The following is a 26,427-nucleotide window of genomic DNA, read 5'->3' on the forward strand; positions in this document are numbered from 1 at the left end:
GCACCGTGACGGAGCGAATCCGCGCGGGGTACGCCGGCTGAATTGTCCCTGATTAGTCTGCTACGTCGTCTGCGCCATCGTCGTCCCTCGTTGTTCGCCGCGCGCAGCTTTTTCACCTTGAAACTTTTTCGGGCGCCCCGCCTGGGGGCGCCGTTTTTGGAACCGTCCGCATGAAAGCTTCCCGTTTCTTTATCGGCACCCTGAAAGAGGCACCCGCCGACGCAGAGATCGTCAGCCACAAGCTGATGGTCCGCGCCGGCATGATCCGTCGCGTCGCCGGCGGCATCTACAACTATCTGCCGGTCGGCCTGCGTTCGATTCGCAAGGTCGAGGCGATCGTGCGCGAGGAAATGAACCGGGCGGGCGCCATCGAGCTGCTGATGCCGGCCGTGCAGCCGGCCGAGCTGTGGCAGGAATCGGGCCGCTGGGAACAGTACGGCCCCGAGTTGCTGCGCTTCAAGGACCGCAAGGACAACGATTTCGTGATCGGGCCGACGCACGAGGAAGTCGTCACCGACATCGCGCGCAACCAGATCAAGAGCTACCGGCAGATGCCGGTGAACTTCTACCAGATCCAGACGAAGTTCCGCGACGAGATCCGTCCGCGCTTCGGCGTGATGCGCGGCCGCGAATTCATCATGAAGGACGCGTATTCGTTCGACAAGGATGCGGCGGGCCTGAACGAGTCGTACCGCAAGATGTACGACGCGTACGTGCGCATCTTCACGCGCCTCGGCCTCGAGTTCCGCGCGGTGGCGGCCGACAGCGGCTCGATCGGCGGCAACTTCTCGCACGAATTTCACGTGATCGCCGACACCGGCGAGGACGCGATCGCGTACTGCCCGACGTCCGAATTCGCGGCGAACGTCGAGGCGGCCGAAGCGCTGCCGCTGATTGCCGAGCGCGCGGCGCCGGCCGAAACGATGGAAAAGGTCGCGACGCCCGGCAAGGCGAAGTGCGAGGCCGTCGCCGAACTGCTGTCGATCCCGCTCGAGCGCACGATCAAGTCGATCGTGCTCGCGACCGACAATGAAGGCGCCGAGCCGACCATCTGGCTCGTGATGCTGCGCGGCGATCACGATCTGAACGAGATCAAGGTGTCGAAGCTGCCGGGCCTGAAGAACCACCGCTTCGCGACCGAGCAGGAAATCGTCGAGTGGTTCGGCACGCCGCCGGGCTACCTCGGCCCGGTCGGCACGAAGAAGCCGGTGAAGGTAATTGCCGACCGCACGGTCGCGAACATGAGCGACTTCGTCGTCGGCGCGAACGAGGTCGACTATCACATCGCGGGCGTGAACTGGGGCCGCGACCTGCCGGAGCCGGAAGTCGCCGACGTGCGCAACGTGAAGAAGGGCGATCCGTCGCCGGACGGCAAGGGCGTGATCGACATCTGCCGCGGCATCGAAGTCGGCCACGTGTTCCAGCTCGGCACCAAGTACTCGGAAGCGATGGGCGCGACGTTCCTCGACGAGTCGGGCAAGCCGCAGCCGATGCTGATGGGCTGCTACGGCGTCGGTATCACGCGTATCCTGGGTGCGGCGATCGAGCAGAACTTCGACGACCGCGGCATCATCTGGCCCGAGTCGATCGCGCCGTTCGAGGTCGTGCTGTGCCCGATGGGCTACGACCGCAGCGACATGGTGCGCGAGACGGCCGACAAGCTGTACGCGGAACTCGTCGCCGCCGGCATCGACGTGATCCTCGACGATCGCGGCGAGCGCCCGGGCGTGATGTTCGCCGACTGGGAGCTGATCGGCGTGCCGCATCGTCTCGTGATCGGCGAGCGCGGCCTGAAGGAAGGCAAGGTCGAATACCAGGGCCGCCGCGACGCCGAAGCGACGCTGCTGCCGGCCGACGCGGCCGCGGCGACGGTCGCCGAGAAGATCCGCGCCGCGCTCGCGCACTGAGCGCGGCGACCGGGGACACGATGGAATACACGTTCCTGTCCGCCACCGTGCTCCTCGTGCTGATCACGGACCCGCTCGGCAACATCCCGCTGTTCATTTCGGCGATGCGGGATGTGCCGCGCGAGCGGCGCGTGAAGCTGATCCTGCGCGAAGTGGGGATCGCGTTCGTGATCCTGCTGTTCTTCATGCTGGTCGGCGATCGCTTTCTGCGGATGATGAGCCTCACCGACCTGTCGCTGCGGCTCGGCGGCGGGATCGTGCTGTTCTTGATCGCGCTGCGGATGATTTTCCCGCATCCGGACGGCGCGCTCGGCAGCGATCCGCGCGCGGGTGGCGAGCCGTTCATCGTGCCGCTCGCGATTCCCGCGCTGGCCGGGCCGTCCGCGCTCGCGACGGTGATGCTGATGACGTCGCAGGCGCCCGGCAAGATGCTCGAGTGGGTCGGCGCGCTGACGGTCACGATGCTCGTCTGCGCGATCACGCTGGTGCTGGCCGAACGGATCCAGCAGTGGCTCGGCGAGCGGACGGTCGCGGCGTTCGAGCGGCTGATGGGGCTCGTGCTCGTCGCGATCTCGGTCGAGATGCTGCTGGCCGGCATCCGCGCGTTCGCGCACCAGTTATAAGCAGGCGGCGCGGAAACAAAAAAGCGGCGCTCCGGGCAACCGGCGCGCCGCTTTCTATTTATATGGCGGGTATATGGCGGACAGCGCGGCGATCAGACGTTCGCGGTCAGCGCGCGGATCGTCGGCAGGTTGCGCCAGTAGCCCTTCGCGTCCATCCCGCAGCCGAACACGTAGCGGTCCGGCACCGAGAAGCCGCAGAAGTCGGGGTGCAGCGGTTTCGCCTTCGTGAGCGTCTTCTCGCACAGCACGGCGGACATGAAGCGCTTCGCGCCCATGTCGAGGATGCGGTCGCGGATCGCGGCCATCGTCTCGCCTTCGTCGAGGATGTCGTCGAGTACGAGCACGATGCGGTCCTTCACCGATTCGCGCGGTGCGACGCGCCAGTGCATCTCCGGGCTGCCCTGCGTCGTGTTGCGGTAGCGGGTCAGGTGGATGTAGTCGAATTCGAGCGGGAAATCGAGATGCGGCAGCAGCATCCCGGTAAACACCGCGGCGCCGCCCATCACCGAGAGAACGAGCGGGAACGCGTCGCCGATCTCGGCGCGGATCGCGTCGGCCATCTTCGAGATCGACGCGTTGACGGCGTCGGCCGAGACGATCTCTTCGGAGTGGTCGAAAATGTGGAGGGCTTCTTCGCGGTTCATGTGTTCTGGCGGGCAGTCGGTATACAAATAAGGATGAAGCAGAACGGCCGGCGCGCGCTACGGCAAAAACCCGCGCGCCGGCCGACGGGCGAAATCAGCGCATGCCGGGCATCATGCCCTTCAGCCCGCGCATCATCTTCTGCATGTTGCCGCCCTTCAGCTTCTTCATCATCGTACGCATCTGGTCGTACTGGTTCAGCATCCGGTTGACTTCCTGCACCGGCACGCCCGCGCCGGCTGCAATGCGGCGCTTGCGCGTCGCCTTGATGATTTCGGGTTTCGCGCGCTCGGCGGGCGTCATCGAACTGATGATGCCTTCCATCCGGCGGATCGACTTCTCGGCCTGACCCATGTCGGCACCGGCCGCCGCCTGCTGGAACTGCGCGGGCAGTTTGTCCATCAGCGACGACAGGCCGCCCATGTTCTTCATCTGCGAGATCTGCGCGCGGAAATCGTTCAGGTCGAAATCGCCGCCTTTCTTGACCTTGTCGGCGAGCTTCTGCGCGGCCTGGACATCGACGCCGCGTTGCGCTTCCTCGACGAGCGCGAGGATGTCGCCCATGCCGAGGATCCGGTTCGCCATCCGGTCGGGGTGGAACACCTCGAGGCCGTCGAGCTTCTCGGCGACGCCGACGAACTTGATCGGCTTGCCCGTGATGTGCCGCACCGACAGCGCGGCGCCGCCGCGCGAGTCGCCGTCGAGCTTGGTGAGTACGACGCCAGTGAGCGGCAGCGTGTCGTTGAACGCCTTCGCGGTGTTGACCGCGTCCTGGCCGAGCATCGCGTCGACGACGAACAGCGTTTCGGCCGGCTTCAGCACGCCGTGCAGCGCGGCGATTTCCTGCATCATCGCCTCGTCGATGCCGAGGCGGCCGGCCGTGTCGACGATCAGCACGTCATGGTAGTGGCGCTTCGCCCAGTCGACGGCCGCGAGCGCGATGTCGACGGGCTTCTGGTCCGGCGTGGACGGGAAGAAATCGGCGCCGACCTGTTCGCTCACCGTTTTCAGCTGCATGATCGCGGCCGGGCGATACACGTCGCACGACACGGTCAGCACCTTCTTCTTGTACTTCTCGCGCAGCAGCTTCGCGAGCTTGCCGGCGGTCGTGGTCTTGCCCGCGCCCTGCAGGCCGGCCATCAGGATCACCGCGGGCGGCGTGACCGCGAGGTTCAGCTCGGCGGCCTTGCCTTCGTAGTCGCCGCCGATCACGGCGGTGAGTTCCTTCTGGACCACGCCGACGAGCGCCTGGCCCGGCGACAGGCTGCTGATCACTTCTTCGCCGAGCGCCTTTTCCTTGACCTTGGCGATGAATTCGCGGACGACCGGCAGCGACACGTCGGCTTCCAGCAGCGCGAGACGCACCTCGCGGAGCATCTCCTGCGTATTCGCCTCGGTGAGCCGGGCCTCGCCGCGCAGCGTCTTGACGACGCGCGCCATCCGTTGAGTGAGATTGTCGAGCATGGGGAGCGATGGACAGTGGGGCCCGAAGGCGCGGCGGAACCGAACAAAGGGAGCCGTCGCGGGGAGGGGGCCTAGTGTAAACTTCGAACATGGATATTGTACTGTATGCCCTCACCGCATTCCTGTACGGCGGCCTCGCCGTCGCAGGCTGGCGTGCGCACCGCCAGGGTGCGACGCCGCTCGTCGCGAGCGTGCCGGCCGTGCCGGTCCCGGCGTCCGCCGCGTCCGGGATGAGCGGGGCCGGCCGCGCGCTGCTGTTCGCCGCGCTGGTCGCGCACGGCGTGCTGCTGCACATGACGATCTTTCCGAACGACGCGATGGTGTTCGGCTTCGCGTTCGCGCTGTCCGCGATGTTCTGGCTCGGCGCCGGCATCTACTGGATCGAGAGCTTCTTCTTCCCGCTCGACAGCCTGCGCCTGCTGGTGCTGCCGCTCGCGTGCGGCGCGTCGCTGCTGCCGCTGATATTCGGCGGCGTGCGGGTGCTGCCCTATGCCGCGGCGCCGCTGTTCAAGCTGCATTTCCTGATCGCGAACATCGCGTACGGCCTCTTCGCGATCGCCGCGCTGCACGCGATCCTGATGCTGATGGTCGAGCGGCGTCTGCAGTCGCTCAGGAGCGGCGGGCGCGACGGCTCGACGGGCTGGATCGCGAGCTGGCTCGAAACGCTGCCGCCGCTGCTCACGCTCGAGAAGCTGCTGTTCCGCCTGATCGGCGCCGGCTTCGTGCTGCTGACGCTGACGCTCGCGTCGGGCATCCTGTTCAGCGAGCAGGTCGACGCGCGCGCGTTGCGGCTCGATCACAAGACGGTGTTCGCGATCCTGTCGTGGCTGATGTTCGGCGGCCTGCTGGTCGCCCGCAAGACGTCGGGCTGGCGTGGCCGCGGGGCCGCGCGCTGGGTGCTCGTGTCGTTCGCCGCGCTGCTGCTCGCGTATGTCGGCAGCCGGTTCGTTTTCGAGGTGCTGCTGCACCGCTCCGTGGTTTGACCGCAGGTTTCCGATGCGACAGATTCTTCTCCTGATTCTTCTCTTCTTCGCGGGTTCGTGGCTCGCGCGCAAGCTGCGCCACGCGCAGGAACAGGCGCAGGCGCGCGGCGGTCGCGGCGCCGGTAACGGCGGTGCGTCCGGCGCCGGTGCCGCGCGCCCGAACGGCGACGCGCGCTCGCTGCCCGAACCGATGGTGCGCTGCGCCGAGTGCGGCGTGCATGCGCCGAAGGGCGATGCCATCGCCGCGAGCGGCGAATACTTCTGCAGCGCCGAGCATGCGCAGCGCCACGCCGCGCGCGTGAACGGCCGCGACGCGCGATGAGCGACGCGCCGGTGTTGTCGGTCGACGCGAACGGCTGGGTGCGCGAAGCGCGCCATGCGCCGTCGCCGAACTTCGAGGCGCGGCCCGCGGGCGCGGTGCCGACGCTCGTGGTCGTCCACAACATCAGCCTGCCGCCCGGCGAATTCGGCGGCGACGCGATCGAGGCGCTGTTCCTGAATCGTCTCGACTGCGATGCGCACCCCTATTACCAGAGCCACCTGCGCGGCGTGCGCGTGTCCGCCCATTTCCTGATCCGCCGCGGCGGCGAGCTCGTGCAGTTCGTGTCGTGCGACGAGCGCGCATGGCACGCGGGCTCGTCCGAGTTCTTCGGCCGCACGCGCTGCAACGACTTCTCGATCGGCATCGAGCTCGAGGGGGCCGACGACGTGCCGTTCGACGATGCGCAATACGCGGTGCTCGCCGCGCTCTCGCGCGCGCTCGCCGCGCGCTACCCGGTCGATGCGTTCGCCGGGCATTCGGACGTCGCGCCGGGCCGCAAGACCGACCCGGGCCCGCATTTCGATTGGCAACGCTTCGCGAGCGATGCCGGTTTTTCCGCCGAATACTTTCCTTTCCGTCAGCACTGATCGCGGGGTTTTTTGATCGGAGAAAGTTTTTTCTCCGATCAATGCCTTGCCGCGTCTGCGCGTGAGCGATGTCAAGACCTCTATCGCAAATTATCCGTTTGGACGTCCTCCGAATGTCCACTATACTTGGTGCCAGTTGAGCGGTTCTGTACTAGATATAGTGTGTGTCGCAGGGGAAAACCCGAGCGGCACCGGCCGGCGGGCAACGTCGGCGGACAGGGTTCTCAAGGCGGCGCGTCAGGCCGGGCGGTCCGGGCGTCGCGACCAGCGCAGCGAACATCGACGGGGCAGGGTACACATGACGAAGCACACGACCGGCCGGGTTGTCGCGCATCGACCGAACCGGCTTCCCCGGCGCATCGCTCGCCTCTTACCGCTCGCGCACCGCATTGCGCAGCGTTCGTTTTAATCCGCGGTTCTCTCCGCACCATCCAACACCAGGAGCTTTGCACATGCAAACCACCGACAACGCGACGTCCCAGTACGAGAGCGCCTCGAGCCGTCCGCTCGGCGGGACCGAACAGGGCGCGAAGGCGCTCGCGCCGCAGGCCACGTTCGCCGACTACAAGGTGATCCGCCGCAACGGCAGCGTGGTGTCGTTCGAACCCTCGAAGATCGCGATCGCGGTGACCAAGGCTTTCCTGGCCGTCAATGGCGGGCAGGGCGCGGCATCGGCGCGCGTACGCGAGCAGGTCGAGCAACTGACGCACAACGTCGTTCGCGCGCTCGTGCGCAGCCGCCCGAACGGCGGTACGTTCCATATCGAAGACATCCAGGATCAGGTCGAACTCGCGCTGATGCGCGGCGGCGAGCACAACGTCGCGCGTGCGTACGTGCTGTACCGCGAGAAGCGTCACCTCGAGCGCCAGCATGCGGGCGAGGAAGCGGCGGCAGCGGGCGGCGAGTCGACCACCGGCATCAACGTCGTCGACAACGGCGTCACGCGCCCGCTCGACCTGAACGCGCTGCGCGCGCTGATCGTGTCGGCGTGCGACGGCCTCGGCGCTGCGGTTAACCCTGACCCGATCGTCGCGGAGACGGTGAAGAACCTGTACGACGGCGTGCCGATGAGCCAGGTCTACGACTCGGCGATCCTCGCGGCGCGCACGATGATCGAAAAGGATCCGGCATACAGCCAGGTCACGGCCCGCATCCTGCTGCACACGATCCGTCGCGAGATCCTCGGCGAGGAAGTCGTGCAGGCCGAGATGTCGACCCGCTACGCCGAATACTTCCCGCAGTTCCTGAAGCGCGGCGTGGACGCCGGCCTGCTCGACGACAAGCTGCTGCAGTTCGACCTGAAGCGCCTCGGCGAAGCGCTCGACGCGAACCGCGACCTGCAGTTCGGCTACCTCGGCCTGCAGACGCTGTACGACCGCTACTTCCTGCACGTCGAAGGCACCCGCATCGAAATGCCGCAGGCATTCTTCATGCGCGTCGCGATGGGCCTGTCGCTGAACGAGATCGACCGCGAAACGCGCGCGATCGAGTTCTACAACGTGCTGTCGAGCTTCGACTTCATGAGCTCGACGCCGACGCTGTTCAACTCGGGCACGCACCGCTCGCAGCTGTCGTCGTGCTACCTGACGACGGTCGCCGACGATCTCGACGGCATCTATGAGGCGCTGAAGGAAAACGCGCTGCTGTCGAAGTTCGCCGGCGGCCTCGGCAACGACTGGACGCGCGTGCGCGCACTCGGCTCGCATATCAAGGGCACGAACGGCAAGTCGCAAGGCGTGGTCCCGTTCCTGAAGGTCGTGAACGACACGGCCGTCGCGGTGAACCAGGGCGGCAAGCGCAAGGGCGCGGTCTGCGCGTACCTCGAATCGTGGCACCTCGACATCGAGGAGTTCCTGGAGCTGCGCAAGAACACCGGTGACGACCGTCGCCGCACGCACGACATGAACACGGCGAACTGGATTCCCGACCTGTTCATGAAGCGCGTGATGGAAGGCGCCGACTGGACGCTGTTCTCGCCGTCGACCTGCCCGGACCTGCACGACAAGTTCGGCGCGGAATTCGAGGCGGCTTACACGGCTTACGAAGACAAGGTCGCGCGCGGCGAGATCAAGCTGTTCAAGAAGATCCCGGCGCAGCAGCTCTGGCGCAAGATGCTCGGCATGCTGTTCGAGACGGGCCACCCGTGGATCACGTTCAAGGATCCGTGCAACGTGCGCTCGCCGCAGCAGCACGTCGGCGTCGTCCACTCGTCGAACCTGTGCACGGAAATCACGCTGAACACGAGCGACACCGAAATCGCGGTGTGCAACCTCGGCTCGGTGAACCTCGTCGCCCACCTGGTGAAGCAGGCCGACGGCAGCTACGCGCTCGACCATGACAAGCTCAAGCGCACGATCAGCGTCGCGATGCGCATGCTCGACAACGTGATCGACATCAACTACTACGCGGTGCCGAAGGCGCGTAACTCGAACCTGAAGCACCGCCCGGTCGGCATGGGCATCATGGGCTTCCAGGACTGCCTGCACCTGCTGCGCACGCCGTACGCGTCGCAAGCGGCGGTCGAGTTCGCCGACCGTTCGATGGAAGCCGTCTGCTACTACGCGTACTACGCGTCGACCGAGCTGGCCGAGGAGCGCGGCCGCTACTCGAGCTACCGCGGCTCGCTGTGGGATCGCGGCATCCTCCCGCAGGACACGCTGAAGCTGCTGACGGAAGCGCGCGGCGGCTACGTCGAGGTCGACACGTCGGAATCGCTCGACTGGACGACGCTGCGTGCGCGGATCGCCACGCACGGCATGCGCAACTCGAACTGCGTCGCGATCGCGCCGACGGCGACGATCTCGAACATCATCGGCGTGTCGGCCTGTATCGAGCCGACCTTCCAGAACCTGTACGTGAAGTCGAACCTGTCGGGCGAATTCACGGTGGTGAACGAATATCTCGTCCGCGACCTGAAGGAGCGCGGCCTGTGGGACGAAGTGATGGTCGCCGACCTGAAGTACTTCGACGGCATGCTGTCGCGCATCGACCGCATCCCGGCCGACCTGCGCGCGATCTACGCGACCGCGTTCGAGGTCGACCCGACGTGGCTGGTCGAAGCGGCATCGCGTCGCCAGAAGTGGATCGACCAGGCGCAGTCGCTGAACATCTACATGGGCGGCGCGTCGGGCAAGAAGCTCGACGAGGTGTACAAGCTCGCATGGCTGCGCGGCCTGAAGACGACCTACTACCTCCGCACGATGGCGGCGACGCACGTCGAGAAGTCGACGGTCGCGCACGGCGCGCTGAACGCGGTGCCGACGGGCGGTGCGGGCAGCGGCGGTGCAGGCGGTTCGGGCAGCGGCGGCGCGCAAGGCGCGGCGGGCGGCTTCGGTGCGGCAGGCGGCGCTGCATCGTCGGGTACGGTCAACGCGGCGCCGGCGCTCGCGCCGGTGGAAGCAGACGGTCCGGTGTGCACGATGCGTCCGGGCGACCCCGGCTTCGACGAGTGCGAAGCGTGCCAGTAACGCAGTGCGCCTGACCTGAGAAGCAGGCCTGGGCGGCGCGCACGACGACCGATCGAGGTTGAAGTGTGCGCCGCTCTCAACTAAAAAAATGATAAGGAATCTGTAACGCGACACCTGCGTTGCAGGCAGTGACAAGCGATCGAAACAGCCCCGACGACGTCGCGTTTCGATCAGCGTTCGACGCGTCGAGCGCACCTCGCGATACAAGCGCGACTCACGTCGCGCGCTGCATGAATGACGATGCGTTGCTCAAAGTGTTGTATCGAGGTCGCAACGCGAATCGAAAAAAGGATTTTTCGTGAGCGAACCCTTTTATCGCTCAGGAAAAGATGGTACAAACCGTTCTAAATTGATGGTGAGAATTTATGCTCAACTGGGATGACGAGAAGACTGCCGTAACCCCCGCGAGCGGAGCGCAGCAAAACGCGATGCGCACCTCCGCCGGGATGGCTGTCGGAATGCAGGCTGCAACGCCTGCCGCCCATCAGGTCCGTGACATTTTCGAAGGCGATCTTGCGGTGCCGCCGCAAGCATCGGCTGTTCCCGCCGGCGGTACGGAAGCGCGGGTCAATGTCGCCGACAAGCGCATCATCAACGGCCAGACTGACGTCAATCAGCTGGTGCCGTTCAAGTACAAGTGGGCGTGGGAAAAGTATCTGGCCGGTTGCGCGAACCACTGGATGCCGCAGGAAATCAACATGTCCCGCGACATCGCACTGTGGAAGGACCCGAACGGTCTGACCGAGGACGAGCGCCGCATCGTGAAGCGCAACCTCGGCTTCTTCGTGACGGCCGATTCGCTCGCGGCGAACAACATCGTGCTCGGCACGTACCGCCACATCACGGCGCCCGAGTGCCGGCAGTTCCTGCTGCGCCAGGCGTTCGAGGAAGCGATCCACACGCACGCGTACCAATACATCGTCGAATCGCTCGGCCTCGACGAAGGCGAGATCTTCAACGCATACCACGAGGTCACGTCGATCCGCGCGAAGGACGAATTCCTGATCCCGTTCATTCATACGCTGACGGACCCGGCCTTCAAGACCGGCACGCTCGAAGCGGATCAGAAGCTGCTGAAGTCGTTGATCGTGTTCGCCTGCATCATGGAAGGCCTGTTCTTCTATGTCGGGTTTACGCAGATCCTCGCACTCGGCCGCCAGAACAAGATGACGGGTGCTGCGGAGCAATATCAGTACATCCTGCGCGACGAGTCGATGCACTGCAACTTCGGCATCGACCTGATCAACCAGATCAAGCTCGAGAACCCGCATCTCTGGACCGCCGAATTCCGCGCCGAGATCCGCGAGCTGTTCAAGCAGGCTGTCGAACTCGAATACCGCTACGCCGAGGACACGATGCCGCGCGGCGTGCTGGGTTTGAACGCGTCGATGTTCAAGAGCTATCTGCGCTTCATCAGCAACCGCCGTTGCCAGCAGATCGGCCTCGACCCGCTGTTCCCGAACGAGGAAAACCCGTTCCCGTGGATGAGCGAGATGATCGACCTGAAGAAGGAACGCAACTTCTTCGAGACGCGTGTGATCGAGTATCAGACGGGGGGCGCGCTGTCCTGGGAATAACCCGCAGCAGCGAACCCGTTACATGATGGAGCAGCCGGTGGCCTCTCGGCCCCGGCCCAAGGTTTAGGAGCAAGAACGCCTGATGCAAAGCATGCCCGGTGCCTTAGCGGCCCAACGATACGACAGGCACTTTGCGAACCCTTCAGTGGGATGGGCAAACTTCCCTCCGGAAAAAGCGGACGGCCGTGTGGCGGTCCGCTTGATCAAGCGATTAGGGGTAGCGGCGCGAGGTGCGCCGGCTACCGACTTGATTTGGCGCGCGAGGCCGGGTGGTCACGCGCGCCATACCGTATTCATTAGCGTAAGCGCGCGGTATCTGCGTACGCCGATGAATAGCCCGCTTCGAAGCGCACGTCCTGAACAGCGTCCGCGGGAAGCGGGTTTTGACGAAGGGTGTAGTTTGAACTGACTCTCATCTGAACCTGAAGGAGAACAACATGGCTACTGCCAAGAAGAAACCGGCTGCTAAGAAGGTTGCTGCAAAGAAGACCGTTGCGAAGAAGGCTGCTGCTCCGGCGAAGAAGGCCGCGGTGAAGAAGGTTGCTGCGAAGAAGGTCGCGGTGAAGAAGGTTGCCGCGAAGAAGGCAGCACCGGCTAAGAAGGCCGCTGCAAAGAAGGTCGCAGCCAAGAAGGTCGCAACGAAGAAGGTTGCAGCCAAGAAAGTCGCAGCGAAGAAGGTCGCGGTGAAGAAGGTTGCTGCAAAGAAGGCAGCACCGGCCAAGAAGGCCGCCGCGAAGAAGGTTGCAGCCAAGAAAGTCGCGGTGAAGAAGGTTGCCGCGAAGAAGGCCGCACCGGCGAAGAAGGCTGCCGCGAAGAAGGCCGCGCCCGCGAAGAAGGCTGCCGCGAAGAAGGCCGCGCCGGCGAAGAAGGCTGCCGCGAAGAAGGCTGCGCCCGCCAAGAAGGCTGCCCCTGCGAAGACGGCGGCCGCACCGGCGAAGAAGGCTGCTGCCCCGAAGAAGGCCGTCGTGAAGAAGGCCGCGCCGGCAACGACCGCGTCGACCGCATCGGTTGCGCCGGCATCGGGCGTGAAGACCGCGCTCAACCCGGCAGCCGCATGGCCGTTCCCGACCGGCAGCCGTCCGTAATCGCGGCTGAGCAGCATCACCCGGACACTCATGTGTCCGTGGGTTGAGTAGCGCTACTCAATCAGTCCCGCCATCTGGCTCAGCTCAGGTGGCGGGATTTTTTTCGTCCGTATTCGTCCGTATGGGTCATCGATCGGCGGGCCGACGCGAGCGCGGACGAAAACGGGCGGACGAAAAAAAACGCATGCGCGGCTTCGCACATGCGTTCGACCGCGGCTTGCGCCGCGTGCTGAGGATATCGGTTAGTGCGTGACGCGCGTGACGCCGCCGCTCGACAGCAGGCGTACGCGCTCGCCGGCGCGGAACGCTTCGCCGCTCGCTGCCTGCGTGATCGAGCGCAGGTCGCCGTTGTCGAGACGCACGGTGATTTCGACACCGTTCGCCGTGCTGAGGTTTTCGCCGACCGCGTTGCCGGCGACTGCACCGACGAGGCCGCCGGCGATCGCCGTCAGGATCGAACCTTTGCCGCCGCCGATCGCGCTGCCCGCGACCGCACCGAGTGCGCCGCCGCCGAGCGTGCCGATCGCGCTGCCGCCGCCGTCGGACTGGATGCGCACCGCGCGGACGCTTTCGACCGTGCCCATGCGGACAGTTTGTTCGCGCTGCGCCTGGCCGACGCTATAGACATCCGCCGAACCGGGTGCCGTGAAGCAGCCGGCGAGGGTCAGCGTGGCCGTCAGCATGGCCGCGAGCGTGAGGGTTTTTCTGGTCAACATCTTTGCTCTCCCACAATATTCATTTGAGACTGTAACCGAATGCAGTCTCGAAGCGTGCGTCGATTTCCTCGCGCGTCAGTACGTAAGTCTGGGGCCCTTGATGAGCGATCTTGAGCGAGCCCAACAGGCTCGCGAGGCGGCCCGTGGTTGCCCAGTCGAGACCGTGCTCGATGCCGTACAGCAAGCCGCCCCGGAAAGCGTCGCCGCAGCCGGTCGGATCGGCGATGCGCTCGGCCGGCACGACCGGAATCTGCTCCGTGCCCTGCTTGTGGCGGATGGTCGCGCCGTGCTCGCCGCGCGTAATGACGAGAGCGTCGACCCGGCTGGCGATTTCGTCTTCGGACCATCCCGTCTTGTCGCTCACCAGCTTGGCCTCGTAGTCGTTGACCGCTACATAGGTCGCAAGTTCAATGCTGCGGCGCAGCGTCGCACCGTCGAACAGCGGCAGGCCCTGGCCCGGATCGAACACGAACGGCACACCGGCGCGGGCGAGTTCTTCCACGTGCTGCACCATTCCGTCGAAACCGTCCGGGCCGACGATCGCGAGCTTGATGTCCGGCGCGTCGCCCGCATGGTTCAGGTGCGACTGCATCATCGCGCCCGGGTGGAATGCGGTGATCTGGTTGTTGTCGAGATCGGTCGTGATCATCGCCTGCGCGGTGTACGTATCGGGCAGCACGCGCACATGGTCGCGGCGCAGGCCGAGTTGGTCGAACCGGTCGAGATACGGCTGCGCGTCGAACGCGCCCATCGTGGCCATGATGCGCGCATCGCCGCCGAGCAGGTGCAGCGCGTACGCGATGTTGCCCGCACAGCCGCCGAACTCGCGGCGCATCGTCGGCACGAGGAAGCTCAGGTTGATGAGGTGCACCTGGTCGGGCAGGATGTGCTCGCGGAACCGCCCTTCGAAGGTCATGATGGAGTCGTAGGCGATCGAGCCGCAAATCAGCGTAGCCAAGGTGTGCGTTCCTGTAGAAATGAGGGGCCCTGCGCGACAACGCCGCGCGAAGGGCGCGGCGCGGCAGGGGAAAGCGGAAGAAAGCTTACTTCAGTGCGGCGAGCGCTGCATCGTAGTTCGGCTCGTCCTTGATTTCGCCGACGAGTTCCGCGTGGATCACCTTGTCCTGCGCGTCGAGCACCACCACCGCACGCGCGGTCAGGCCGTTCAGCGGGCCGCTCGTCACGTCGACGCCGTACGCGTTCGCGAATGCGCGGCCGGTGCGGAACGTCGACGCCGTCACGACGTTCGCGAGGCCTTCGGTCGTGCAGAAGCGCGTGGCGGCGAACGGCAGGTCGGCGGACACGACGATCACGACCGTGTTGTCGAGCGACGACGCGGCTTCGTTGAACTTGCGGGTGGACGTCGCGCAGGTCGGCGTGTCGAGGCTCGGCACGATGTTCAGCACCTTGCGCTTGCCGGCGAAGCTGGCGAGCGTCAGATCGGCGAGATCCTTGCCGACCAGCTTGAAATCGGCGGCTTGCGCGCCGACGGCCGGGAACGTGCCGGCGAGATCGATCGGGTTGCCACCCAGCGTAACTTTGCTCATGTTCGTGCTCCGAAATAGCGCGCCGCTCGGGCGCGCGGGTTGAGACGGGCGCGCAAGCGCGCCGCGGCGCGTCACGGATAGAAGATCTGGACGCGGAAATTCGAGGCCGGCGTGCCGTTCGTTTCGAGGCGGACGACCATCGTCTGCGTCGTGCCGGGCGGCAGCCCGGCGTCGATCGGCGTGCCCGGGCGCACGTAGTCGCGCGGCGCGAGCACGCGACGCACGGTGACGTGGTTGGTGTCGTCGAGCAGCGTGAGTTCGAGCGACGGGTACGCGAGCGCGACGCGGTAGCGGTTCGTCAGCGGCACCTTGAGTTCGAGCTCGCGCGGGCCGTCGAGCTGGCGCAGGTCGGTCGCGTCGAGCCGCAATCCGTCGATCGCGCGCGGCGGCGTGACCGTGCAGCCGAGCGGCGCGCACGCCTGCCGGAACCAGCCCTGCGTGGCGGGCCAGTAGATCATCAGCGTTTCGCGCTGCCACCACGCCAGTTGCGCGGCGAGCAGGGCGACCAGCGCGGCCGCGACGAGGCCGCCGAAAAAGCCGCCGAGCATCCCGCGCCGCTGCGGCGCGCGCGTCTCGCGCGTGACGGCGAAGTGTGGACGATCGTCATCGGTCGGTGCGGCGGGGAACGGGACGGCCGGTTGGACGGCCAGTTGGACGGCCGGCTGGACGTCTGGCTGGATGATCGGTTCGTCGGCCGCTGCTGTCGTCGGGGCCTTGTCGTGCCGGGCGAAGGTATCGGGTTCCGATGCGGTTTCGGTTTCGGTAACGGCTGGCGCGGGCCTGAACGCAAAGCGCGGTTCGCGCGGCGCGCGTTCGTCGTCGGGCGCCGCGAAGTGCGCGGGCACGACGGGCTCGACCGGTTCGGCGGCGGTTTCCGTTTCGGGCGGCAGGTGAGCGACGAAGCGCGGCTCGCGCGGATCGCGCTCGACGGGCGCGGGCGACGACGCGGCTTCCCCGGTTTCCTGCGGTTCGTGCGGTTGCGGCGAATGCGGTTCGGCCGGTTGCTCGACGGCTGCCGAGGCATCGAGCTCGGCCGGAGACGACGCGAACGGCTCGGGCGTACCCGACAGGTGGACGACGCCGGCTTCCGTGGACGGGAGCGAGAGCGGTATCAGCGGTTCGGTGCGCACGGTCTCGGCGCTGTGCTGCAGCGACGGATCGACGCCGCCGTCGAGCCACGGCGCCCACATGTCCCAGCCTTCCGGCTTGTAATCGGCGCCGGTCGGCAATTCGGGCGGCGCGTCGGTGGCGAACAGCCGAGCCGGGGCGGCCTGCTGGCGTGCGTCGCCGCCCTGCGGCGCGGCAGCCGGTTCGGTCAAGGCCGGCTCGGGCTGCCGCGCGTACTCGGGAACGAGCGATTCGGCGGCGTTGAAGACTTCGTGGCAATGCCCGCAGCGCACGAGCCCCTGGTGCAGCGAGAGCTGTTCCTGCTGCAGCCGGAAGACGGTTTCGCAATGAGGGCAGCGCGTCGCAAGAAGCATGTCGAGCCGGGCGGCCTGCTGGCCAGAGTGAAGGACAGCGCTATTCTAATGGCTTTCGCGGCGGGTTCCGGCGAGGCATACCCAACCTTCGTGCTCGCGCCAGACCGAGATGTCGACGTAGCGCGCATAGACGGCCGCCACTTCGTCGGCCTGGCGCGCGAGCACGCCGGACAGCGCGATGCGCCCGCCCGGCTTGACCTTCGACGCGAGCATCGAGGCCATCAGCTTCAGCGGGTTCGACAGGATGTTCGCGACGACGATGTCGAATTCGCCGTCCGGGCAGGCGTCGGGCAGCCCGTACGTGACTTCCGCGCGGTTGCGTTCGCTGTTCTGGCGCGCCGATTCGACCGCCTGCGGATCGATGTCGATGCCGATCACGGGGTTCGCCCCGCATTTCTTCGCCAGGATCGCGAGGATGCCCGAACCGCAGCCGTAGTCGAGCACCGACTGGCCCGGCTTCACCGACTGCTCGAGCCATTCCATGCACAGCCGGGTAGTGGGGTGGCTGCCGGTGCCGAACGCGAGGCCCGGATCGAGTTCGAGGACGAGCGCATCGGGATCGGGCGCATCGTGCCACGACGGCACGACCCAGATCCGCTCGCCGATCGGGATCGGCTCGAACTGCGACTGCGTGAGCCGCACCCAGTCCTGCTCCTCGACTTCGCGCACGACGAACTTCGGCGTTTCGGCGATGCCGATCTCGTTCGCGGCCGCCGCGAGCAGCACGGCCGGCTCGTGGTCGGCCGACAGCAGCGCGACCACGCGCGAGCGCTGCCACGCGGTGCGATCGGGCACGAGGCCCGGCTCGCCGAAGAGCGGCTGTTCGTCGGGCGTGTCGGCGTCGGCGTCCTCGACGGACACCGACAGCGCGCCGAGCTCGAGCAGCGCGTCGGACAGGGCCTCCGCATGCTCGCGGGCCAGTTCGACGACGAGTTCGCGATAACTCATGCTTACGCTTCTTCCGGTGCGACCTGCTGCTTCTGCGCGAGCCGGTTTTCGAGGTAGTGGATGCTGGTGCCGCCTTCGACGAACTTCGAATCGATCATCAGCTCGCGGTGCAGCGGGATGTTGGTCTGGATGCCTTCGACGACCATTTCCGACAGCGCGATGCGCATCCGGCGGATCGCCTGTTCGCGCGTCGCGCCGTAGGTGATCAGCTTGCCGATCATCGAATCGTAGTTCGGCGGCACGAAATAACCATTGTATGCGTGCGAATCGACGCGCACGCCGGGGCCGCCCGGCGTATGCCACGACGTGATCCGGCCCGGCGACGGCGTGAACTTGAACGGATCTTCGGCGTTGATCCGGCATTCGATCGCATGCCCGCGGAACTGGATGTCGCGCTGGCGCAGCGCGAGCTTCTCGCCGGCCGCGATGCGAATCTGTTCCTGCACGATGTCGACGCCCGTGATCAGCTCCGATACCGGATGCTCGACCTGCACGCGCGTGTTCATCTCGATGAAGTAGAACTCACCGTTCTCGTACAGGAATTCGAACGTGCCCGCACCGAGGTAGCCCATCTTCTTGCACGCGTCCGCGCAGCGGTCGCCGATGCGGTCGATCAGGCGGCGCGGAATGCCGGGCGCCGGCGCTTCCTCGATCACCTTCTGGTGGCGGCGCTGCATCGAGCAGTCGCGCTCGCCGAGCCAGATCGCGTTCTTGTGCGCGTCCGACAGCACCTGGATCTCGATGTGGCGCGGGTTCTCGAGGAACTTCTCCATGTACACCTGCGGGTTGCCGAACGCACGGCCGGCTTCCTCGCGGGTCATGTTGACCGCGTTGACGAGCGCGGCTTCGGTGTGCACGACGCGCATCCCGCGCCCGCCGCCGCCGCCTGCCGCCTTGATGATGACCGGATAGCCGATCGCGCGCGCAATCTTGACGATCTCCTTCGGATCGTCCGGCAACGCGCCTTCCGAGCCCGGCACGCACGGCACGCCGGTCTTGATCATCGTCTGCTTCGCGGTGACCTTGTCACCCATCATGCGGATCGTTTCCGGACGCGGGCCGATGAACGTGAAGCCCGACTGCTCGACGCGCTCCGCGAAATCGGCGTTCTCCGACAGGAAGCCGTAGCCGGGGTGGATCGCCTCGGCATCGGTGACTTCCGCGGCGCTGATCAGCGCCGGCATGTTCAGGTAGCTCAGGTTCGACGGGGCCGGGCCGATGCAGACGGCTTCGTCCGCGAGGCGCACGTACTTGGCTTCCTTGTCGGCTTCCGAGTAGACGACCACCGTCTTGACGCCGAGTTCGCGGCACGCACGCTGGATGCGCAGCGCGATTTCACCGCGGTTGGCAATGAGGATTTTTTCAAACATAGCGAGTATTCGTCTCTTCGAGGGGCGCGCGAACGGCGCCTGGCGAGCATCGGCGGCGCGCGGCCGGCTGGGCCGCGCGGCGGGCTTAGCCGATCACGAAAAGCGGCTGGCCGTATTCGACGGCCTGGCCGTTCTCGACGAGGATTTCCTTGATCACGCCGGCCTTGTCCGACTCGATCTCGTTGAGCAGCTTCATCGCTTCGATGATGCAGATCGTCTGGCCTTCCTTGACCGTGTCGCCGGCCTGCACGAACGGGTCGGCGCCCGGCGACGGCGCGCGATAGAACGTGCCGACCATCGGCGACGTCACGACGTGGCCCTGCGGAGCGGCCGGTGCGGCTGCAGCGCCGGCGGCCGGCGCGGCGGCGCCTTCGGCCGGCAGCGCGGCCGACGGCGCGGGCGCGCTGACTTGCGGGGCATACCCAGCCGTCGGCTGCACGTAGACCGGCGGCGCGTTCTTGACGATACGCACCTTGCCTTCGCCTTCCGTCACTTCCAGCTCGGAGATGCCGGATTCGGAAACGAGGTCGATCAGAGTTTTCAGCTTACGAAGATCCATCGGGAATTCCCCTTTCAATACGTGAAAGCGCCGGTGAGCGGCCGGCGCTGAATCTAGATCGCGAAATCAGCCGCGCGACGCGCCTTGCAGCTTGTCCAGCGCGTACTCGAGCGCGTACAGATAACCTTTCCAGCCGAGCCCGCAGATCACGCCTTCGGCCTGGTCGGAAAAGTAGGAGTGGTGCCTGAACGCTTCGCGGCGATGCACGTTCGACAGGTGAACCTCGACGAACGGAATGCCAACGCCGGCGATCGCGTCCCGGATCGCAACGCTCGTATGCGTGTACGCGGCCGGGTTGATCAGGATGAAGTCGGTCTGTTCCTCCCGCGCGGCCTGGATGCGGTCGACCAGCGCACCTTCATGGTTGCTCTGGAACGACGACAGTTCGGCGCCGGCCTCCTGGGCGCGCGCGGCAAGCGCCTGATCGATCTGCGCGAGCGTGACGCGGCCGTACACCTCCGGTTCCCGGGTGCCGAGAAGGTTCAGGTTGGGGCCGTGCAACACCAGCAATCGTGTCATGGTCGCTTCTATTTCTGCGGAATTGCGCGAACTTTAGCGCTATTTAGAGAAATTTGTCTAGTTTTGCCGAACGGCCAGACGCGTCGGACCCGCAAGAATTACCGGTGCGGATGCAAAGTATCGGCGAATTCACGCGAAATTGCGGCGAATGACCGGCAAATCACCGCGAACGCGCAGGCCGTCGCTTGCGCAGATTACAGCGCGTCGAGCGTCTTTTTCAGCTCGGCCGGCTGGATTTGTCCTAATTTTGTCTCGCGGATCTTGCCGGTTTCGTCGATGACGACGGTAAACGGCAGCGCGCCGGCGGTATTTCCGAAATTGCGGGCCAGGTCGGCGCCCGCATAGCCGCTGACGAAGACCGGATAATCGACCTTCACCTTCTGCAGGAAGTTCTTCACGTTCTGCTCGGAATCGACGCCGATCCCGACGAAACGGATGCCTTTCTGCTTGTACTGGTGCGACAGCGCGACGAGCTCGGGCATCTCCTCGACGCACGGGCCGCACCACGACGCCCAGAAATTGACGACGACTTTCTGGCCCTTGAAGGCGGCCAGCGTGGCCGGCTTGCCGTCGACGCCGGTGAGCGACGACGCCCACAGCTGGTCGACCGGACTGCCGTGGGCGGCCGGCGCGGCGACGGCGACGCCGTCGTCCGTCGTGCCGCGGAACCAGTGGCCGGCGGCGATCCCGCCGGCAACGGCGGCGGCCGCGACCACCGCGAGCGCCAACATGCGTTTCATCATCATCGTTGAATCATTCCGGTTCGGAAGGGGCCTCGCCTGCCGCGACGAGTGCGCGCAGCGCGGCGGCGTCCGCGCGGGCGACGCGGCCGCGCGCGTCGGCCTTCACCGCGCCGCGCAGGTCGTCGCTCGCATACAGCGCGAGATGGATGCCGATCGCGTCCACGTCGCGCCGCGGGCGCCACAGGAAACTGAGCGTTTCGACGTCGCCGCGGCCCGCGAAATGCCGCGTCTCGGACACGTCGTACTGGACGTTCTGGTTCAGCAGGTAGATCGCGACGTCCTTCGGGTTGTCGGTGAATGCCTGCAAATGGATATCCGAATGCGCGTTCGCGGTGCCGTTCAGCACGGCGCCCGTCACATAAGGATGGAACTCGGCGAGCCGGCGCATCCAGTCGAGCGCGATCTCGCGCAGGCGGCGCAGTTCGTCCGGCTGCGTGTCGCTCTGGAACAGCGCGAGGTACTCGCGCAATTCTTCCTCGATCTGGTCGTTATCCGGCAGCCATTCGCCCGCAACGCGCGAATCGCCCAGCAACTGGCGCGCGGCCTTGCGTTTCGCGCCGGCGTAGTCCAGCCCGTCCTCCGCGATCAGGCGGGCGGCGGACTGGGCGATTTCCTCGCGGACGCGCCGCGGGTCGACAAGAGGTTTGCGAGACATGATCCGGCAATCATACTCGATCGTCGCGGCGCCCGAGCACGGGTGCGGCGGCCCGCCGCCCGAGGGTGACGGCGCCGTTCGCCCGCATCGTTCGGGCCGCCGGGCATCGCAGGCCGTCAGTTACAATAGTGCTCTTTTGTGTCGCGGCCAGGTCGTTGGCCGGGCGCCGGCCGCACGGCCTCGCCGGCGCGCCGCGCACGCATCCTTTCCGAATCGACGGCGCCCGGCGGCGCGAAAGCATTCATCTATGCACATCCACATTCTTGGCATCTGCGGCACCTTCATGGGCGGTCTCGCCGTACTCGCACGCGCGGCGGGCCACACGGTGACGGGTTGCGACGCGGGCGTCTATCCGCCGATGAGCACGCAGCTCGAGGCGCAGGGCATCACGCTGATCGAGGGCTACGGCGCGGAGCAGATCGACCTGAAGCCGGACCTGTTCGTGATCGGCAACGTCGTCACGCGCGGCAATCCGCTGATGGAGGCGATCCTCGATCGCGGCCTGCCTTACGTGTCCGGCCCGCAGTGGCTTGGCGAGCACGTGCTGGCCGGCAAGTGGGTGCTCGCCGTGGCGGGCACGCACGGCAAGACGACCACGTCGTCGATGCTCGCGTGGCTGCTGGAAGACGCGGGGCTGAACCCGGGCTTCCTGATCGGCGGCGTGCCGCTGAACTTCGGCGTGTCCGCGCGGCTCACCGATTCGAGCTTCTTCGTGATCGAGGCGGACGAGTACGACACGGCATTCTTCGACAAGCGCTCGAAGTTCGTGCACTACCGGCCGCGCACCGCGGTGCTGAACAACCTGGAATTCGATCACGCCGACATCTTCCCCGATCTCGCCGCGATCGAGACGCAATTCCATCATCTGGTGCGCACCGTGCCCGGCGTCGGGCGGATCGTCACGAACGGCCGCTCCGACGCGCTCGAGCGCGTGCTGGCGCGCGGCTGCTGGAGCGAGGTCGAACGCTTCGGCGTCGATGGCGGCTGGCAGGCGCTGCCGGCCGAGGACGGCGTGCCGGTGGACGAACGCTTCGCGGTGTATCGCCAAGCCGAGCGTGTCGGCGAAGTCGCGTGGCAGGTGCAGGGCGACCACAACCGGATGAACGCGCTCGCGGCGATCGCCGCCGCGCGCCACGTCGGCGTGCCGCCCGCGCAGGCGGCCGTTTCGCTCGCCTCGTTCCGCAACGTGAAGCGCCGCATGGAAGTGCGCGGCAGCGTGGACGGCGTGACCGTCTATGACGATTTCGCCCACCATCCGACCGCGATCGACACCACGATCGCCGGCCTTCGCGCGCGCATCGGCCGCAAGAATGCCCGCATCCTCGCGGTGCTGGAGCCGCGCTCGAACACGATGAAGCTCGGCGTGATGAAGTCGCAATTGCCGTCGAGCCTCGCCGACGCCGATCTCGTGTTCGGCTACGGCGCGCCGACCGGGCGCGATGCGCTCGGCTGGAATCTTGCCGAAGCGCTCGCGCCGCTGGGCGAGCGTGCGCGCGCATTCGACGACCTGCACGTGCTGGTGAAGGCGGTGGTCGAGGCCGCGCGCCCGGGCGACCATGTGCTCGTGATGAGCAACGGCGGTTTCGGCGGCGTGCACCAGAAGCTGCTCGACGCGCTCGGGAGCCGCACGTGATCCTGTATCTGCACGGCTTCCGGTCGTCGCCGGAATCGCAGAAGTCGCGGCTGCTCGCCGCGCGCATGGCCGAACTCGGCCGCACCGGCGAGTGGCGGTGCCCGTCGCTGTCGGTGTCGCCGCTCGACGCGATCGCGATCGCGGAAGCCGAGGTCGCGGGCGCGCGCGACGTGACCGTGATCGGCAGCTCGCTCGGCGGGTATTACGCGACGTGGCTCGCCGAAAAGCATGGCTGGAAAGCCGTGCTGCTGAATCCGGCGATCGTGCCGCAGCGCGATCTCGAACAGCATCTGGGCGAGCAGCCGCTGTGGCACGGCGGCGGCACGATCGTCGTCGAGCGCCGCCACCTGCACGAACTCGACGCGCTGCGCGTGCCGGCGATCACGCGCGCCGACCGCTACTATCTGTTCGCGGCGACCGGCGACGAAGTGCTCGATTATCGCGAGATGCTCGCCCATTACCCGGGCGCGAAAACCCGCGTGATCGACGGCAGCGATCACGGGATCAGCGAATTTGCCGACTATGTCGACGACGTTCTCGCGTTTTGCGACGGAAAGACGTCATAAACCGGCCGCGTGCCGATCGAATCCCCATCATCATGCGGCGCCGCCGACGCGGCGCCCGGCAGTCTGAACGAGAGTACTGAGTGAACGTTTTCTTCGAGGAATCGGGCAGTTTCAAGGCGGGCAGCGTGCTGTCGCGCCAGGGCGACGCATTTCAGGTCGAGTTGCCCGGCGGGCGGCGCGCGAAGGTGCGCGCGAAAGACGTGCTGATCGAATTCGACAAGCCGGCCGCAAGCGAACTGATGCAGGAAGCCGACACGGCCGCGCAGCAGATCGATCTGGATTTTCTGTGGGAATGCGCGCCGCCCGACGAGTTCGCGTACACGGCGCTGGCCGCCGAATACTTCGGCGCGACGTACGGCCCGGTCGAGCGCGCCGCGCTGGTGCTGCGGCTGCACGGCTCGCCCGTCTATTTCCGCCGCAAGGGGCGCGGCCAGTACCAGCGCGCGCCGGAAGAGCAGCTCAAGATGGCGCTCGCGTCGCTCGAGCGCAAGCGCCAGCAGGCGCTCGTGCAGGCGCAGTATGAAGAGGAACTGAAGGCCGGCAAGCTGCCGGAAGCGTTCGCGGGCAAGGTGCTCGGGCTGCTGACGCGGCCGGACAAGAATTCGATCGAATACAAGGCGATGGAAGCGGCGGCCGGCGCGCGCGGCGTGTCGCCGGCGCGGCTGATGCTCGACTGCGGCGGCATCGAGTCGCCGCGTGCGCTGCACGAAGCGCGCTTTCTCGCGGAATTCTTCCCGCACGGCACGGGCTTTCCGCCCGTCACGGTCGGCCCGCTGCCGGACGACCTGCCGCGCGCGAACGTCGAGGCGTTCTCGATCGACGACATCACGACCACCGAAATCGACGACGCGTTCTCGGTCGAGCACCTGTCCGACGGCCGGGTGCGGATCGGCGTGCACATCGCGGCGCCGGCGCTCGGCATCGTGCGCGGCGACCCGGTCGACGCGATCGCGCGTGCGCGCCTGTCGACCGTCTACATGCCGGGCGACAAGATCACGATGCTGCCGGACGACGTGGTGGACGTGTTCACGCTGAAAGAGGGCGACTATCGCCCGGCGCTGTCGCTGTACATCATCGTCAACCGCGAGACGCAGGAGATCGTCGCGAACGAGACGCGCGCGGAGCTCGTGTTCGTGAAGAGCAACCTGCGCCACAACACGCTCGACGAGCTCGTCAATGAAGAGACGCTCGCGGCCGGCACCGGCGACTATCCGCACAAGGACGACATCGCCGTGCTGTGGCCGCTCGCGCAGGCGCTGTTCGAAAAGCGCCAGGTCGCGCGCGCGGGCTACGGGCTGAAGCGCGAGGTGCAGCGCAACACCGACTACAACTTCTACGTCGAAGGCGAGCACGTGACGATCACGCCGCGCCGCCGCGGCTCGCCGCTCGACCTGATCGTGTCGGAGCTCGCGATCCTCGCGAACTCGACCTGGGGCGCGTTCCTGCACGACCATACGGTGCCGGGCATCTACCGGTCGCAGCGCGGCTTCGGCGCGCCGGGCCCGAAGCGCACGCGGATGCAGACGACGGCCGCGCCGCACGAAGGCCTCGGCGTCGCGCAGTACGCATGGAGCACGTCGCCGCTGCGCCGCTACGTCGACCTCGTGAACCAGTGGCAACTGCTCGCGTGCGTGCAGCACGGCGTCACCGCGAAGCTCGCCGCGCCGTTCAAGCCGAAGGACGCCGATCTCTACGCGGTCGTGCAGGGCTTCGACGATACGTATACGGCCTACGCCGACTACCAGCGCCGGATGGAGTACTTCTGGTGCCTGCGCTGGCTCGCGCAGGAGCAGAAGAAGCAGGTGGTCGCGAGCGTCGTGAAGGGAGATCTCGTGCGCCTCGAGGAAATCCCGCTGCTGCTGCACGTGCCGGGGCTCGGCGTGCATGCGCGCGGCACGCGCGTGCTGCTCGACGTGATGTCGCTCGACGAGCTGACGATCGAGGCGTCGGTGCGGCTCTTGAACGTGCTCGACGCGCCGACCGTGACGAGCGGCGACGCGGCCGACGACGAGGATGATGCCGAAGGCGGCGACGACACGCTGGTCGACGCGCAAGACGCGTCGGCGCAAGCCGAGGCCGAGGCGCTGGCCGAATCGGGCGATGCGGCGGCAGAGGGCGGCGAGGCCGCGGGCGGCAACGACGGCGCGGGGCGCGCATCATGAACGCAACTGCGTCGACGAGCGGCGCCGACCGCTATGTCGTGTTCGGCAACCCGGTGGCGCACAGCAAGTCGCCGTTCATCCACGCGCAGTTCGCCGCGCAGACCGGCGAGCCGATCGAGTACACGCACCGGCTCGCGCCGGTCGACGGGTTCGAGGCCGCCGTGCGCGCGTTCGTCGCCGAAGGCGGACGCGGCGCGAACGTGACGGTGCCGTTCAAGCTCGACGCGCATGCGCTCGCCGATACGCTGTCGCCGCGCGCGGCGGCGGCCGGTGCGGTGAACACGCTGCGCATCGACGCCGACGGCCGCCTCCACGGCGACAACACCGACGGCGTCGGCCTCGTGCGCGACATCGAGGCGAATCTCGGCGTGTCGCTCGCCGGTGCGCGCATCCTGCTGCTCGGCGCGGGCGGCGCCGCGCGCGGCGTCGTGCTGCCGCTGCTCGACCGCGCGCCGCTGTCGATCGAAATCGTGAATCGCACCGCGAGCAAGGCCGAGGCGCTCGTCGGCCAGTTCATGCAGGCCGCGCACGATGCGGGCTGCACGCTCGCGGGCGGCGGCCCCGGCGTCGTGCGCGCCGAGCCGTACGACGTGGTGATCAATGCGACGGCCGGCAGCCTCGATGCCGCGCTGCCGGAATGCGACGCGGCCGCGTTCGGCACGGGCACGCTCGCGTACGACATGATGTACGGCGCGCAGCCGACCGTGTTCATGCAGCACGCGGCGTCGCTCGGCGCGCGCACGGCCGACGGACTCGGGATGCTCGTCGAACAGGCCGCGGAATCGTTCTTCATCTGGCGCGGCGTGCGGCCGGACGGTGCGCCGGTGCTGGCCGCGCTGCGTCAGGCGCTCGCGGCGAGCTGAACGGAGCG

At 66.8% G+C, this 26,427-nt stretch carries 25 protein-coding genes; 13 read left to right on the forward strand and 12 right to left on the reverse strand.

Going from position 1 to position 26,427, the window contains the following annotated elements; translation table 11 throughout:
• The first annotated feature begins 170 nt into the window (after positions 1-170).
• Both CFB52_RS02745 and CFB52_RS02750 read left to right on the forward strand, forming a co-directional pair.
• Positions 171-1,907 carry a proline--tRNA ligase gene (locus CFB52_RS02745; RefSeq protein WP_059580899.1) on the forward strand — a complete coding sequence of 579 codons (1,737 nt, stop codon included), beginning with the start codon at positions 171-173 and terminating at the stop codon, positions 1,905-1,907.
• Between the two features lie 20 nt (positions 1,908-1,927).
• Entirely contained in the window at positions 1,928-2,530 is a 603-nt protein-coding gene (locus CFB52_RS02750; protein ID WP_059580901.1) for a MarC family protein, read from the forward strand.
• Positions 2,531-2,622: 92 nt separating this feature from the next.
• Here the strand turns inward: CFB52_RS02750 and CFB52_RS02755 are convergent, their stop codons facing one another.
• Entirely contained in the window at positions 2,623-3,174 is a 552-nt protein-coding gene (locus CFB52_RS02755) for a hypoxanthine-guanine phosphoribosyltransferase (RefSeq protein ID WP_059580903.1), read from the reverse strand.
• 94 nt (positions 3,175-3,268) lie between these two features.
• The gene (gene ffh, locus CFB52_RS02760) at positions 3,269-4,636 is read right to left on the reverse strand and encodes a signal recognition particle protein (protein WP_059580906.1); all 1,368 of its coding nucleotides are present in this window, start codon (positions 4,634-4,636) and stop codon (positions 3,269-3,271) included.
• Between the two features lie 89 nt (positions 4,637-4,725).
• Here ffh and CFB52_RS02765 point away from each other — a divergent pair, with 89 nt between their 5' ends.
• The 7 genes from CFB52_RS02765 to CFB52_RS02805 all read left to right on the forward strand — a co-directional run bounded on the left by CFB52_RS02765 (position 4,726) and on the right by CFB52_RS02805 (position 12,657).
• Positions 4,726-5,619: an inner membrane protein YpjD gene (locus CFB52_RS02765; protein WP_059580909.1), complete on the forward strand. Its 894-nt coding sequence runs from the start codon at positions 4,726-4,728 to the stop codon at positions 5,617-5,619.
• Positions 5,620-5,632: 13 nt separating this feature from the next.
• A complete protein-coding gene (locus tag CFB52_RS02770; RefSeq protein WP_059580911.1) occupies positions 5,633-5,941 on the forward strand; it encodes a PP0621 family protein in 309 nt (102 codons plus the stop codon).
• The gene (gene ampD / locus CFB52_RS02775; RefSeq protein ID WP_059580913.1) at positions 5,938-6,528 is read left to right on the forward strand and encodes a 1,6-anhydro-N-acetylmuramyl-L-alanine amidase AmpD; all 591 of its coding nucleotides are present in this window, start codon (positions 5,938-5,940) and stop codon (positions 6,526-6,528) included. Before CFB52_RS02770 ends, ampD begins: the two co-directional genes overlap by 4 nt.
• Positions 6,529-6,980: 452 nt before the next feature.
• Positions 6,981-9,995 carry a ribonucleoside-diphosphate reductase subunit alpha gene (locus CFB52_RS02785; RefSeq protein ID WP_059580916.1) on the forward strand — a complete coding sequence of 1,005 codons (3,015 nt, stop codon included), beginning with the start codon at positions 6,981-6,983 and terminating at the stop codon, positions 9,993-9,995.
• A 365-nt stretch (positions 9,996-10,360) separates the two neighbouring features.
• Positions 10,361-11,572 carry a ribonucleotide-diphosphate reductase subunit beta gene (locus CFB52_RS02795; protein WP_006476978.1) on the forward strand — a complete coding sequence of 404 codons (1,212 nt, stop codon included), beginning with the start codon at positions 10,361-10,363 and terminating at the stop codon, positions 11,570-11,572.
• Positions 11,573-11,654: 82 nt separating this feature from the next.
• Complete coding sequence (locus CFB52_RS02800; protein WP_081059043.1) at positions 11,655-11,981, forward strand: hypothetical protein; 327 nt, start codon at positions 11,655-11,657, stop codon at positions 11,979-11,981.
• Between the two features lie 28 nt (positions 11,982-12,009).
• Positions 12,010-12,657 carry a histone H1-like DNA-binding protein gene (locus CFB52_RS02805; protein ID WP_081059044.1) on the forward strand — a complete coding sequence of 216 codons (648 nt, stop codon included), beginning with the start codon at positions 12,010-12,012 and terminating at the stop codon, positions 12,655-12,657.
• A 242-nt stretch (positions 12,658-12,899) separates the two neighbouring features.
• On the opposite strand, the gene CFB52_RS02810 is transcribed toward CFB52_RS02805, so the two are convergent.
• From CFB52_RS02810 to CFB52_RS02855, 10 genes are all read right to left on the reverse strand, one after another.
• Positions 12,900-13,373, reverse strand: coding sequence for a glycine zipper 2TM domain-containing protein (locus CFB52_RS02810; RefSeq protein ID WP_059580922.1), 474 nt, complete (start codon positions 13,371-13,373; stop codon positions 12,900-12,902).
• 19 nt (positions 13,374-13,392) lie between these two features.
• A complete protein-coding gene (locus CFB52_RS02815) occupies positions 13,393-14,331 on the reverse strand; it encodes a carbohydrate kinase family protein (protein ID WP_059580925.1) in 939 nt (312 codons plus the stop codon).
• A gap of 85 nt (positions 14,332-14,416) precedes the next feature.
• A complete protein-coding gene (gene tpx, locus CFB52_RS02820) occupies positions 14,417-14,920 on the reverse strand; it encodes a thiol peroxidase (RefSeq protein WP_050013872.1) in 504 nt (167 codons plus the stop codon).
• A 71-nt stretch (positions 14,921-14,991) separates the two neighbouring features.
• Complete coding sequence (locus CFB52_RS02825) at positions 14,992-16,401, reverse strand: zinc-ribbon and DUF3426 domain-containing protein (RefSeq protein ID WP_099316054.1); 1,410 nt, start codon at positions 16,399-16,401, stop codon at positions 14,992-14,994.
• 45 nt (positions 16,402-16,446) lie between these two features.
• Positions 16,447-17,349: a 50S ribosomal protein L11 methyltransferase gene (gene prmA / locus CFB52_RS02830; RefSeq protein WP_099316055.1), complete on the reverse strand. Its 903-nt coding sequence runs from the start codon at positions 17,347-17,349 to the stop codon at positions 16,447-16,449.
• Between the two features lie 2 nt (positions 17,350-17,351).
• Positions 17,352-18,719 (reverse strand): acetyl-CoA carboxylase biotin carboxylase subunit, encoded by a 1,368-nt coding sequence (gene accC / locus CFB52_RS02835; protein WP_059638042.1) that lies wholly within the window; start codon positions 18,717-18,719, stop codon positions 17,352-17,354.
• Between the two features lie 85 nt (positions 18,720-18,804).
• Positions 18,805-19,278: an acetyl-CoA carboxylase biotin carboxyl carrier protein gene (accB, locus tag CFB52_RS02840; RefSeq protein WP_059638044.1), complete on the reverse strand. Its 474-nt coding sequence runs from the start codon at positions 19,276-19,278 to the stop codon at positions 18,805-18,807.
• A 66-nt stretch (positions 19,279-19,344) separates the two neighbouring features.
• Positions 19,345-19,797 carry a type II 3-dehydroquinate dehydratase gene (gene aroQ, locus CFB52_RS02845; RefSeq protein WP_040143361.1) on the reverse strand — a complete coding sequence of 151 codons (453 nt, stop codon included), beginning with the start codon at positions 19,795-19,797 and terminating at the stop codon, positions 19,345-19,347.
• Between the two features lie 194 nt (positions 19,798-19,991).
• Entirely contained in the window at positions 19,992-20,543 is a 552-nt protein-coding gene (locus CFB52_RS02850) for a TlpA disulfide reductase family protein (protein WP_059638048.1), read from the reverse strand.
• A gap of 7 nt (positions 20,544-20,550) precedes the next feature.
• On the reverse strand, positions 20,551-21,195 hold the full coding sequence (locus tag CFB52_RS02855) for a hypothetical protein (protein WP_059580939.1): 645 nt from the start codon (positions 21,193-21,195) through the stop codon (positions 20,551-20,553).
• A gap of 247 nt (positions 21,196-21,442) precedes the next feature.
• On the opposite strand from CFB52_RS02855, the gene mpl reads away from it, so the two are divergent.
• From mpl to aroE, 4 genes are all read left to right on the forward strand, one after another.
• Positions 21,443-22,828 (forward strand): UDP-N-acetylmuramate:L-alanyl-gamma-D-glutamyl-meso-diaminopimelate ligase, encoded by a 1,386-nt coding sequence (gene mpl / locus CFB52_RS02860; RefSeq protein ID WP_059638051.1) that lies wholly within the window; start codon positions 21,443-21,445, stop codon positions 22,826-22,828.
• The gene (locus tag CFB52_RS02865; RefSeq protein ID WP_060965552.1) at positions 22,825-23,394 is read left to right on the forward strand and encodes a YqiA/YcfP family alpha/beta fold hydrolase; all 570 of its coding nucleotides are present in this window, start codon (positions 22,825-22,827) and stop codon (positions 23,392-23,394) included. Before mpl ends, CFB52_RS02865 begins: the two co-directional genes overlap by 4 nt.
• An 80-nt stretch (positions 23,395-23,474) precedes the next feature.
• On the forward strand, positions 23,475-25,556 hold the full coding sequence (locus CFB52_RS02870; RefSeq protein WP_099316056.1) for an RNB domain-containing ribonuclease: 2,082 nt from the start codon (positions 23,475-23,477) through the stop codon (positions 25,554-25,556).
• A complete protein-coding gene (gene aroE, locus CFB52_RS02875; protein ID WP_059580948.1) occupies positions 25,553-26,419 on the forward strand; it encodes a shikimate dehydrogenase in 867 nt (288 codons plus the stop codon). The genes CFB52_RS02870 and aroE overlap by 4 nt, the downstream gene beginning before the upstream one ends.
• Positions 26,420-26,427: the final 8 nt, after the last annotated feature.

This window comes from Burkholderia sp. AU18528, assembly GCF_002223215.2.
Lineage (GTDB): Bacteria > Pseudomonadota > Gammaproteobacteria > Burkholderiales > Burkholderiaceae > Burkholderia > Burkholderia semiarida.

Coding starts and splice junctions, on each gene's coding strand:
- CFB52_RS02745 (WP_059580899.1), top strand. CDS start 171: ATGAAAGCTTCCCGTTTCTTTATCGGCACCCTGAAAGAGGCACCCGCC.
- CFB52_RS02750 (WP_059580901.1), top strand. CDS start 1,928: ATGGAATACACGTTCCTGTCCGCCACCGTGCTCCTCGTGCTGATCACG.
- CFB52_RS02755 (WP_059580903.1), bottom strand. CDS start 3,174: ATGAACCGCGAAGAAGCCCTCCACATTTTCGACCACTCCGAAGAGATC.
- ffh (WP_059580906.1), bottom strand. CDS start 4,636: ATGCTCGACAATCTCACTCAACGGATGGCGCGCGTCGTCAAGACGCTG.
- CFB52_RS02765 (WP_059580909.1), top strand. CDS start 4,726: ATGGATATTGTACTGTATGCCCTCACCGCATTCCTGTACGGCGGCCTC.
- CFB52_RS02770 (WP_059580911.1), top strand. CDS start 5,633: ATGCGACAGATTCTTCTCCTGATTCTTCTCTTCTTCGCGGGTTCGTGG.
- ampD (WP_059580913.1), top strand. CDS start 5,938: ATGAGCGACGCGCCGGTGTTGTCGGTCGACGCGAACGGCTGGGTGCGC.
- CFB52_RS02785 (WP_059580916.1), top strand. CDS start 6,981: ATGCAAACCACCGACAACGCGACGTCCCAGTACGAGAGCGCCTCGAGC.
- CFB52_RS02795 (WP_006476978.1), top strand. CDS start 10,361: ATGCTCAACTGGGATGACGAGAAGACTGCCGTAACCCCCGCGAGCGGA.
- CFB52_RS02800 (WP_081059043.1), top strand. CDS start 11,655: ATGCAAAGCATGCCCGGTGCCTTAGCGGCCCAACGATACGACAGGCAC.
- CFB52_RS02805 (WP_081059044.1), top strand. CDS start 12,010: ATGGCTACTGCCAAGAAGAAACCGGCTGCTAAGAAGGTTGCTGCAAAG.
- CFB52_RS02810 (WP_059580922.1), bottom strand. CDS start 13,373: ATGTTGACCAGAAAAACCCTCACGCTCGCGGCCATGCTGACGGCCACG.
- tpx (WP_050013872.1), bottom strand. CDS start 14,920: ATGAGCAAAGTTACGCTGGGTGGCAACCCGATCGATCTCGCCGGCACG.
- CFB52_RS02825 (WP_099316054.1), bottom strand. CDS start 16,401: ATGCTTCTTGCGACGCGCTGCCCTCATTGCGAAACCGTCTTCCGGCTG.
- prmA (WP_099316055.1), bottom strand. CDS start 17,349: ATGAGTTATCGCGAACTCGTCGTCGAACTGGCCCGCGAGCATGCGGAG.
- accC (WP_059638042.1), bottom strand. CDS start 18,719: ATGTTTGAAAAAATCCTCATTGCCAACCGCGGTGAAATCGCGCTGCGC.
- accB (WP_059638044.1), bottom strand. CDS start 19,278: ATGGATCTTCGTAAGCTGAAAACTCTGATCGACCTCGTTTCCGAATCC.
- aroQ (WP_040143361.1), bottom strand. CDS start 19,797: ATGACACGATTGCTGGTGTTGCACGGCCCCAACCTGAACCTTCTCGGC.
- CFB52_RS02850 (WP_059638048.1), bottom strand. CDS start 20,543: ATGATGATGAAACGCATGTTGGCGCTCGCGGTGGTCGCGGCCGCCGCC.
- CFB52_RS02855 (WP_059580939.1), bottom strand. CDS start 21,195: ATGTCTCGCAAACCTCTTGTCGACCCGCGGCGCGTCCGCGAGGAAATC.
- mpl (WP_059638051.1), top strand. CDS start 21,443: ATGCACATCCACATTCTTGGCATCTGCGGCACCTTCATGGGCGGTCTC.
- aroE (WP_059580948.1), top strand. CDS start 25,553: ATGAACGCAACTGCGTCGACGAGCGGCGCCGACCGCTATGTCGTGTTC.